This window comes from Epilithonimonas bovis DSM 19482, from assembly GCF_900108115.1.
Taxonomy (GTDB): domain Bacteria; phylum Bacteroidota; class Bacteroidia; order Flavobacteriales; family Weeksellaceae; genus Epilithonimonas; species Epilithonimonas bovis.
The window spans coordinates 71,891-81,339 of sequence record NZ_FTPU01000014.1; the positions used below are offsets into that span (position 1 = coordinate 71,891).

Genomic DNA, 9,449 nt, shown 5'->3' on the forward strand with positions numbered 1-9,449 from the left:
AGTAAAGCTTTCTTCCTATCCATCGGATTAAAATAAAACAATATATTTGTGACATCCGGACCAAAAAGTCCGTGGTATAGTTGTCATCAATATTGGGCAATTGAAGAAGGAACTCCAGATCATATCATTTAATTATCCTTATCCACCGTCATATGGTGGATTAATTGATGCTTATTATAAAATCAAGGCATTATCAGAGCTCGGGGTTAAAATCCACTTGCACTGCTTTGTAGAAAATATTCCTGCTGTTATTGATGAAGAGGTCGCGTCCCTCGTTGACAATATTTTCTTCTACAGAAAAAAGAGAAATCCCTTGCTTTTTTTATTTAAAGATCCGTTTTCTGTCAAAATCAGAACGTCTAAAATACTTTTGCAGAATGTGGAAAAGATCGATGCCCCCGTTTTGTTTGAAGGATTGCAAACCACTGGCATTGCCAAATACCTCAAGCATAAATCAATCTTTTTAAGGCTTCATAACAATGAAGAAGTTTACTATAAAGGACTTTCTCAATCCGAAGAAAATTTTGTCAAAAAAATAGTCTATTATTTCGAAAGCTATAAGTACCGATTTTATCAAAAATCCAAATTTGCCTTGTTTGAAACCGTTTTTTGCCTCTCTCAAAAAGAGTATAATGAAGTTAACTCCAATACAGGGAATGCGTCTCTTATTGGTATTTTTCATGGTAATACACATGTAAAAACCCTGGAAGGCAGAGGTGAATATTTTTTATTTCACGGAGACCTGAGCATATCTGACAACCGAAAGGCACTCTATTCAGTAATTGAAGTTTTTGAGAAGCTACCGCAGTATAATCTTGTCGTAGCATCTGATAAAGCCACTCCCAAAATAAAACAAAACCTGTCAAAACATCAGAACATAAAACTTGTTCCAATTAAAAATCAGGACAATCTCAACTTGCTTCTGAGCCATGCACAGGCAAATATTTTGCTGTCTTACCAAAAATCCGGCACAAAGGTGAAACTATTTAACACGCTGTTTAACAGTAGATTCACCATTATTAATGACAATATAACAGATGACCCGCAGCTAATTAATCTCTGTACACTGATCAACGATAAAACTGAATTAAGAGATAAAATAATTGAAATTGCCACACAGGATTTTAAAATGTACAGCCAAAAACAAATTGTGCTTGAAAACAACTATTCTGACCTGAATATGGCAAAAAGAATGGCAGACATTATTTTCAAAGATCAAGCCGGTCAATAACCTGCTGAATATCCAATTCTTCCAGACAGGCATAATCGCCACGGAAACATTCCTTGTCCCCAAATACAGAACATGGCCTGCACGTTAGATCCTTGACCTCAACGATATCGGTTTCGTTCTGCCCGTAGCCTAAAAAACCGGCATAATAATGGGTAGAACCCCAAACAGAAATACATCTGGTGCCCATAAGACTCGCCAAATGCATATTGGCAGAATCCATGGATATCATCACTTTTAGTTCCGCAATTTTTTGCAGCTCTTCCTTCAGGGTGAGTTTTCCGGCTAAGCTGTGTGTGTTGGGAATTTGGGTTTCCCATGTTTTAAGAATATCGTTTTCCTCCTTTCCTCCGCCAAAAAAATAGACTTTGTTGGTCCGCGCCAGTAAGCGTGCCAGTTCAAAAGATTTTTCTACAGGCATCATTTTCCCAGTATGCTGGGCAAAAGGTGCAAAGCCAATATCTTTTTTGTTGCTGCACTGGCTGCGTAATTTATAAGAAAGTTCCAAACCAAAACCCATTTTGCGGAAAACATCAGCATAGCGCTCAACGGTTCTTTTCAGGGGAAATTTATTGAGGTTCCAAACATTGGTGAGGCGTTCTTTTTCGTCTTTCCCTTTATCAATCTGAAAAACTTTGTAACCATGCCTTTTAAAAATAGAATTGATCATTTTGGTACGGATAACCTCGTGGAGATCACCTACAAAATCCGGATTATAGGTCTTTATCAGATTCCTTGTGAGTTTTCTGATCCCGAAAATTCCTTTATAATCATCAAAACTGACCCCATGGAATTTCAGCCTCGGGTGATGGTCAAAAAGATCTCTAAAATTATCTCTGCTTACAAAAATAATTTCAACATCACGATTCTGTTCCAGTAACTCTATGCAAACCGGAACGGCCATTGCCACATCTCCAAATGCGGAAAAACGATATGCCAGAATTCTCTTCACCTACTTCTTTAGTTGGAATGCAACTGCGTAAAATTTGATCTGTTTGGTCATCGCCATCAGCCCGTTGGCTCTGGAGGGTGATAGAAATTCCTGTAATCCAATTTTTGAAATAAACTCAAAATCTGAATCAAGGATTTCCTGGGTCGTATGGCCGCTGTAGATCCTTATCAATAATGACACAATGCCTTTAGGCAAAATACCGTCAGAATCTGCATTGAAAAACAATTTACCATCTCTGAAATCTGCATCAATCCAAACTTTGGACTGGCATCCTCTAATGAGATTTTCATCTGTTTTTTTATCGTCTGGCAGGCCTTTCAGCTCTTTGCCAAGGTCAATGATATATTCATATTTCTGTTCCCAATCGTCGAGAAAGGCGAACTCTTCTATCAGTTCCTGTTGTTTTTCTTTGATTGTCATTCAGAATTAATTTGAATTAAAATTAAATTATTTTGGAAACACCACAAAAGGCACAAAGTTTTTGTTGACTAATAAACCAAACTTAGTCTTGTTACTTTTAAGTTTATCTTACTGATTGTGTAATATTTACAATCACTTTTACCGCTGCCAACATACTCTCCAAGGGTACAAATTCGTAAGGTCCGTGAAAGTTGTGACCGCCAGCAAAAATATTAGGGCAAGGCAATCCCATATAGGATAACTGTGCACCGTCTGTCCCGCCTCTTATAGCCTTGATTTTTGGCTCAATCCCGGAATCTTTCATGGCCTGTTCTGCCAAATCAATGATGTGCATTTTACCCTCAAACTGCTTTTTCATATTCAGATATTGCGGTTTGATTTCTATCTCAGCGGTTTTTTCGCCATATTTTCTGTTGATCTCGTCAACTTTCTCAGCAATCAGCTTTTTTCGCTCTTCAAATTTCTGATCATCGTGATCACGGATAATATATTGGAGTTTAGCTTCAGAAACATCACCTTCAAAATCTGTCAGATGGAAAAACCCTTCAAAACCTTTGGTCGTTGCAGGCGTTTCGTTAGCCGGAAGCGAACTGATAAATTCTGATGCTATCAAACCTGCATTCATCATTTTCCCAAATGCATAACCCGGGTGAACAGATAAACCGTGGATCTTAATCACCGCACCTGCGGCATTGAAGTTCTCATATTCCAGCTCGCCAATTTCTCCGCCATCCATGGTATAAGCCCATTCTGCACTAAATTTCTTGACATCAAAATGATGTGCGCCACGTCCAATCTCTTCATCCGGATTGAACCCGATAGAGATTCTCCCGTGTTTGATTTGCGGATTGGCCAAAAGAAATTCAGCAGCTGTTACAATCTCAGCCACACCCGCTTTGTCATCTGCACTTAGCAATGTTGTCCCATCGGTTGTAATGATGGTTTGCCCGATATATTTTTTTAAAGCTTCAAATTTGGTTGAAGACAAAGTAAATCCTGTTTCTTTATTCAGCAACAGATCTTCGCCGTTATAATTTTCCCAAATTTGTGGATTGACATTTTCACCACTGAAATCCGGGGACGAATCATAATGGGCGATAAACCCAACCTGAGGCACTTTTTCTTCTTTGTTGGAAGGGATGTATCCAAAAACATAGCCTTTGTCATCAATGCTCACATCTTCCAGCCCCAAATCCTGCAATTCTTTATACAGATAATTGGCGATATCCCATTGCCTTTCTGTGGACGGCGTGGTTTCACTTTCCGGATCGCTGGTAGAATAAATCTTGATGTAAGTGATAAATCTGTTGAGGAGTTTTTCGCTCCAAATGCTGTCTAACTGAATGTTTTCCATATCAATTGCTATATCCGCGCAAAGTTATATATTTATGCAGTGAACGGCAAATAATAGACAATGATTAATCTCTGCGCTGAAATTGGCTGCATTGGCACATTATATTACAATGGAGGCCACTGCTGTCAGTGTAAGAGCGCGAGCGAAGCGAGCGCCAATGCGCAATATTGGAACGCCGAATAGCATGCGTGAGCGATTGCAGCGGCATCCTTTTTCTTTGCATGGCTGAAGAATGAAGGCTTGCCAAGAAATAGATACAGCGAAAAGCGCGACCTGCTTGTTCCGATGCAAGAGGAACAAAAGGGCACGCCTAAAAAATTATTAAAAAATAAAAACCAATGTTCTTAACCGAATGTCCTCGGGACGCGATGCAAGGCTGGGGAGAGATGATCCCGACACCAACAAAAATTGATTACATCAACCGACTGATGGAAGTAGGCTTTGATGTGCTGGATTGCGGCAGCTTCGTCAATCCTAAAACGATGCCTCAGATGGCCGATTCCGGGATTGTGGTGGACGAGATAGATAAATCCCTTTCTAATACAAAACTGTCTGTGGTGGTCGCCAATCTGCGTGGTGCAGAGAAAGCGCTGAGCCATGAGCAGGTGGATATCCTTGGTTTTCCTTTTTCTATCTCCGAAACGTTCCAACACCGCAATACCAATAAAAGCCGCGAAGAGGCTTTTGCAGAAGTGGTGAAAATATTGGACCTTGTAACTTCAGAAAGCCGGCAACTGAACCTCTATTTCTCTATGGCTTTTGGAAATCCTTATGGGGAAAGCTGGAAATGGGAAGATGTGGATTTTTGGGCTCATCGCTTTGAAGAGATTGGCATTAAGAATATCCTTTTATCGGACACTACCGGCGTGGGCGATGTTGAAAAAATATCGCTGTTGTTCAATAAGATCCCTTCAAAATATCCGGAGATCAACTTTGGTGCCCATTTGCATAACCGCTATGAGGATTCTTACAAAAAACTGAAAGCGGCTTATGATCAGGGCTGCAGAAGATTTGACAGCGCTATAAAAGGCATGGGTGGCTGCCCGATGGCCAAGGATGATTTGGTGGGAAATATGCCTACAGAAAAGGTTTTCACTTTTATGTCATCAGAAAAACTGGATATCCATCAGAACCTTTTGCATTTTGAAAGTGCCTATAATATGGCAAAAGATATTTTCCATTTCTAAAGCTGGTGAGAAGATAAGTTTTATCATATTTTGAGGATTCGTGAAATGATGAATTATGAATCTTAAAAAAAAGCTGTACTTTTATTACTGAAAAACAATATAAAAATTCAAACTATGACTTCAAAAACGACTTATTTGGGAGACTCAAAAATAGAATCTGTGCACGAAGCATCCGGAGAGGTATTCTCTACCTATGTGCCAGCCAACAATTTTTCTGTCCGTGAGCATTTTTCCCCGACTGATATTTTTGCAACGGCCTTGGCAGAAAGTGCGTTTGCTTCTTTGGTAGTTTTGGGACAGGACAGGAATATCGATATTACCGGCGCAACCTGTGAACTGAAAAAAACGATGTATTTTGACCCAAGAAGAATTGGTGAGATCTTTTGCGTTTTCCATTTTCCAAAAGATTATGCCCTTGAGGAGAAAGAGTTTATAGAAAGCACCATTAAGAATTGCCCGGTGTACCTCAGCCTTCATCCTGACATCAAGAAGATTTTCCTTTTCAAATACCAGGAATAAAACGGTTATTTACAAACTTGTTACCAAAAGAATATAAAAAACCCGCTTCAATATTGAAGCGGGTTTTTGCTATTTAATTTTTGAGAGCGCATCTACCGTCTCTTCCAGATAGAAATCCCGTTCAAGGTTTTTTCTCCAGTTTTCTGTTTTTTTGGCAAAGGCCTCATCTTTTTTGATTCGTTCTGCTTCATCTGTGTGCAGCGTAAACTTGAGCCCGTTGTTGAATTTGTCCAAAGCTTTGAACTTTTCAATTTGCGCTTTACGCGTTTTCATCAGTTCATTGAATTTGGCCTGATTCAAAGTAATGGTTTCTTCTTTGTCAAGTGCTTCTTTCCATTCTGCAGATTCCAGCAACAATTTATAATTATTATTGTTAGCAACCTGTTTGTCAATCTCTGCCTGCAATTGAGGAATATTAAGGGCCGTTAATTTCTTATAAGATGTGGCCGCAATTTTATCCCATGGCAAAGCAAACTGGTCAAACCGCTCACCCACTTCTGCGTAGGAGAAGAGATCCTTCATTTTGATATCAGACTCTACACCTTTTCTTTGGGTGGACTCGCCAGAGATTCGGTAAAATTTTTGAATAGTCAGTTTAAGCGCACCAAAATCATCGCTGGTATTCAGGAACCTGTTGAGCTCTACAAAAGTCTGCACGGTACCTTTACCAAAAGAGCTTGGTGACCCGATAACCGCTGCTCTGCCGTAATCCTGCATGGCGCCTGCCAAAATCTCTGATGCAGAAGCAGACAGTTCGTTTTGCATGATGACAAGCGGCCCGGTCCAGATAGGATCATTGGTCTTGTTGGACAAAACCTGAACTTTGCCACGGCTGTCTTTTACCTGTACATAAGGGCCGGCATTCATAAAAAGCCCCATGATATCTCCTACCTCAGTCAAAGAACCGCCACCATTGTTTCTAAGGTCTAGGATAATCCCTTCTACATTTTCTTTTTTAAGCTTGAGGAGTTCTGCCTTGACATCATCAGAGGCATTTCTGCCACCGTTTTCTTTATCAAATTCTACATTGAAGCCCGGCAGATAAATAAACCCATATTTTTTACCGTTTTTAGAATTCACCACGATACTTCTGGCGTAAGTATCTTCTATGGTTACTTCCTCGCGGATCATGGTAACTTCTTTGATACTCTTATCTTTTTTCTCTACCGTTAATGTCACCGGTGTTCCTTTCTCTCCTCGGATTAGGCGCACAGCTTCGTCAGACAGCATACCAACAACATTTACTGGCTCTTCATTAGGCTTGGATCGTACTTTCAGGATTTTATCTCCTGCCGCAAGCTGTTTGGATTTCCAGGCTGGTGCACCAATAGTTAGCTCACCCAGGTAAAGGTAGCCTCTTTTCTCCTGTATAAGAGCGCCTATGCCAATCACTTTCCCGGTGAACTGCATGTCAAATTCCTCTTTGTTTTTGGGAGAGAAATAATTGGTGTGCGGATCAAAAACTTCGGTGTACGCATTCATATACACCGTAAACCAGTCCATTTTTTTTCTTTTTTTGAAGCGTCGGAAAGAATCTGTAATCAAGTCCTTAACTTCGGACGTGGCTTTTTCGCGTTTCTTTTCTATAGAAAGTGGCTCGTACTTAATCGTATCTTTCAGTTTGTTGGCTACAACAGAATCTTTTTTCTTTTTCTGTGCTTCCTCTTTGCTGTTAAGCGTTTCTATCTCTTGTAGGATATTGTACTTGATGTATTTTTTCCATTCGTTGTACTGCTCCTTGGCATTGGCCGGGTTTACCCGCTTTTTGGGCTCCAGGACAAGTTCATCATTTTCATCAAGATTAATCGGTTTTGCCAAAATATCCTGAGTCATTTTATCAATCTCGTCTACACGCTGGTAAAGGCGGTCGATTGTTAATTTATAAAAAATAAGATTACCCTGATTAAGGTAATCATCCAGTTTTGTATAATGTTTTTTGAACTCGTCTATATCAGACTGCAGAAAATAACGCTTGGATGCGTCAACATCTTCCAGATACTTGTCATAAACATCCTGCGAGTAAGCATCATTGATGGGTTTGGGACTATAATGGAGGTATGATAAGGTGTTTCTCACACTTACCATAATGGTCTGCATTTTTTCATCATCATTTTGTGGAGAGTTGAAACAGAACATCAGCGTCATAAGAGGCGCAAACATCAGTAGTTTCTTGAGCTTGAATTTTTTGAACATATTTTTTAATGTGTACTGCTATTAGTAAAAATTTTCTTTTGAAAGTTACATAAATCTTCAAAAATGAAACCAAATTTAAGACCTTATTTTATTTTACCTGCTATAAAATGGTTATTTTTGAGAGATATTTGAAAAATCAATTAAAGAATTAAAATATCATACTATGAACAGACCATTGATATTGGTAACCAATGATGACGGCATTACAGCACCTGGGATCAGGAAACTAATCAGTATTATGAATGAAATTGGAGATGTGATTGTAGTGGCACCCAACTCCCCACAGAGTGGCAAAGGCCATGCTATTACTATTAATTCTACCTTGAGTTATGAGGAGCTGACGCTGGATGGGCCTCAAAAAGATTTTGCCTGCTCTGGCACACCGGTGGATTGTGTAAAAATGGCCTTGGACAAAATTCTCCCAAGAAGGCCGGATCTTGTGGTATCGGGAATCAATCACGGGGCCAATTCTTCTATTAATGTAATCTATTCAGGAACCATGAGTGCCGCTGTAGAAGCCGGTGTAGAAGGCTTGCAATCTATTGGATTTTCTCTTTCTGACCTGAAATGGGACGCCGATTTTGACCAGGCAGAAGATTACATCCGGGAAATCGTTCTCAAAACATTAGAAAACCCAATGCCCAAAGGTGTTGTGCTAAATGTGAATATCCCGAATCTTAAAAAAGAAGAAATAAAAGGAGTTAAGGTTTGTAAACAAGCCGATGCCAAATGGGAAGAGAGTTTTGACGAAAGGGTTAACCCTCATGGCCGAAAATATTACTGGCTCACAGGCTACTTTAACAACATGGATGAGTCCGAAGATGCAGATGAAACCGCTCTTGCCAATGGCTATATCAGTATTGTCCCGGTCAAATTTGATCTAACCGCTTACGAATATATGGCAGAATTGGATTCTATCTACAAATAGTATCAGATGGAGTTTATTAGACACCGTCCCGTTGCAACATAGAAGCGCTGACGGATATGGTGGTTTGGCAAATCCATCACGATGATTTGCAGAAGATTTATAAAAAATCCAGTGTTGGCAATCTTATTGGGCGCCTGATGATTGAGTATCTTTATGTAGAAAAACTGAAAAGGGAGTTTTCTTTCCTTAGCGAAACTGCCGAAGAAAGATATCTCAAACTTCTGAAAGAGCAGCCGGAACTTTTCCAGGCCGTACCGTTGAAATATATTGCATCTTACATGGGCATTACACCGCAGGCACTAAGCCGAATCAAGAAACGAATTTGTTAACCGCGGTTCATTTCTTTTATTATTAATTAGTCGTTCCTTAACAAAACCCACTATTTAGTCGTTCCTTAACAAAACCCACTATTTAATTTATTTTTAAAAACAGGATTAGAAAACAGCATAATTTGTATCTTATAAAATAAGAAAATAATTTTCTGTTTCAGTAGCTCCATCATTTTCTTCATGTTCCAAACGGTTGCAGCTAGTAATGCATTGATTTGTGGTCCCGTTTCTCCCATGAAGTAATTTTTTGCCAGCCTAAAATCGGTTTTTAAATGTCCGATGATAGGTTCTATTGCCGCTCTGGTTCTAAATTTTTTGCGCTTTGTCTGCTTTTGATAA

At 39.5% G+C, this 9,449-nt stretch carries 9 protein-coding genes and 1 pseudogene; 5 read left to right on the plus strand and 5 right to left on the minus strand.

Annotated features, from left to right (window positions below):
• Window positions 1–100: 100 nt before the first annotated feature.
• The gene (locus B0B05_RS07955) at window positions 101–1,231 is read left to right on the plus strand and encodes a hypothetical protein (RefSeq protein WP_076783129.1); all 1,131 of its coding nucleotides are present in this window, start codon (window positions 101–103) and stop codon (window positions 1,229–1,231) included.
• On the opposite strand, the gene B0B05_RS07960 is transcribed toward B0B05_RS07955, so the two are convergent.
• The 3 genes from B0B05_RS07960 to pepT all read right to left on the minus strand — a co-directional run bounded on the left by B0B05_RS07960 (window position 1,209) and on the right by pepT (window position 3,954).
• Complete coding sequence (locus B0B05_RS07960) at window positions 1,209–2,180, minus strand: glycosyltransferase family 9 protein (protein WP_245799254.1); 972 nt, start codon at window positions 2,178–2,180, stop codon at window positions 1,209–1,211. The two genes, B0B05_RS07955 and B0B05_RS07960, sit on opposite strands and share 23 nt — an antisense overlap.
• Window positions 2,181–2,600 carry a SufE family protein gene (locus B0B05_RS07965; protein WP_076783130.1) on the minus strand — a complete coding sequence of 140 codons (420 nt, stop codon included), beginning with the start codon at window positions 2,598–2,600 and terminating at the stop codon, window positions 2,181–2,183.
• Window positions 2,601–2,703: 103 nt separating this feature from the next.
• Window positions 2,704–3,954, minus strand: coding sequence for a peptidase T (pepT, locus tag B0B05_RS07970; protein WP_076783131.1), 1,251 nt, complete (start codon window positions 3,952–3,954; stop codon window positions 2,704–2,706).
• Window positions 3,955–4,292: 338 nt separating this feature from the next.
• Between pepT and B0B05_RS07975 the strand changes: the two genes are divergently transcribed.
• On the plus strand, window positions 4,293–5,141 hold the full coding sequence (locus B0B05_RS07975) for a beta/alpha barrel domain-containing protein (RefSeq protein ID WP_076783132.1): 849 nt from the start codon (window positions 4,293–4,295) through the stop codon (window positions 5,139–5,141).
• Between the two features lie 114 nt (window positions 5,142–5,255).
• The gene (locus B0B05_RS07980) at window positions 5,256–5,660 is read left to right on the plus strand and encodes an OsmC family protein (RefSeq protein ID WP_076783133.1); all 405 of its coding nucleotides are present in this window, start codon (window positions 5,256–5,258) and stop codon (window positions 5,658–5,660) included.
• Window positions 5,661–5,729: 69 nt separating this feature from the next.
• Here B0B05_RS07980 and B0B05_RS07985 read toward each other — a convergent pair whose 3' ends face one another.
• Window positions 5,730–7,853 carry a carboxy terminal-processing peptidase gene (locus B0B05_RS07985; RefSeq protein ID WP_076783134.1) on the minus strand — a complete coding sequence of 708 codons (2,124 nt, stop codon included), beginning with the start codon at window positions 7,851–7,853 and terminating at the stop codon, window positions 5,730–5,732.
• Window positions 7,854–8,016: 163 nt separating this feature from the next.
• Between B0B05_RS07985 and surE the strand changes: the two genes are divergently transcribed.
• Both surE and B0B05_RS07995 read left to right on the plus strand, forming a co-directional pair.
• A complete protein-coding gene (gene surE, locus B0B05_RS07990; RefSeq protein ID WP_076783135.1) occupies window positions 8,017–8,781 on the plus strand; it encodes a 5'/3'-nucleotidase SurE in 765 nt (254 codons plus the stop codon).
• Window positions 8,782–8,837: 56 nt separating this feature from the next.
• Entirely contained in the window at window positions 8,838–9,110 is a 273-nt protein-coding gene (locus tag B0B05_RS07995; protein ID WP_076783136.1) for a cyclic nucleotide-binding domain-containing protein, read from the plus strand.
• A gap of 65 nt (window positions 9,111–9,175) precedes the next feature.
• On the opposite strand, the pseudogene B0B05_RS16810 reads toward B0B05_RS07995, so the two are convergent.
• Window positions 9,176–9,449: pseudogene (locus tag B0B05_RS16810) on the minus strand (hypothetical protein); the annotation flags it as partial.

What these genes read in the sequence shown, in the direction of transcription:
- B0B05_RS07980 (WP_076783133.1), top strand. Translation starts at nt 5,256, where the DNA reads ATGACTTCAAAAACGACTTATTTGGGAGACTCAAAAATAGAATCTGTG.
- pepT (WP_076783131.1), bottom strand. Translation starts at nt 3,954, where the DNA reads ATGGAAAACATTCAGTTAGACAGCATTTGGAGCGAAAAACTCCTCAAC.
- B0B05_RS07975 (WP_076783132.1), top strand. Translation starts at nt 4,293, where the DNA reads ATGTTCTTAACCGAATGTCCTCGGGACGCGATGCAAGGCTGGGGAGAG.
- B0B05_RS07995 (WP_076783136.1), top strand. Translation starts at nt 8,838, where the DNA reads ATGGTGGTTTGGCAAATCCATCACGATGATTTGCAGAAGATTTATAAA.
- B0B05_RS07965 (WP_076783130.1), bottom strand. Translation starts at nt 2,600, where the DNA reads ATGACAATCAAAGAAAAACAACAGGAACTGATAGAAGAGTTCGCCTTT.
- B0B05_RS07985 (WP_076783134.1), bottom strand. Translation starts at nt 7,853, where the DNA reads ATGTTCAAAAAATTCAAGCTCAAGAAACTACTGATGTTTGCGCCTCTT.
- surE (WP_076783135.1), top strand. Translation starts at nt 8,017, where the DNA reads ATGAACAGACCATTGATATTGGTAACCAATGATGACGGCATTACAGCA.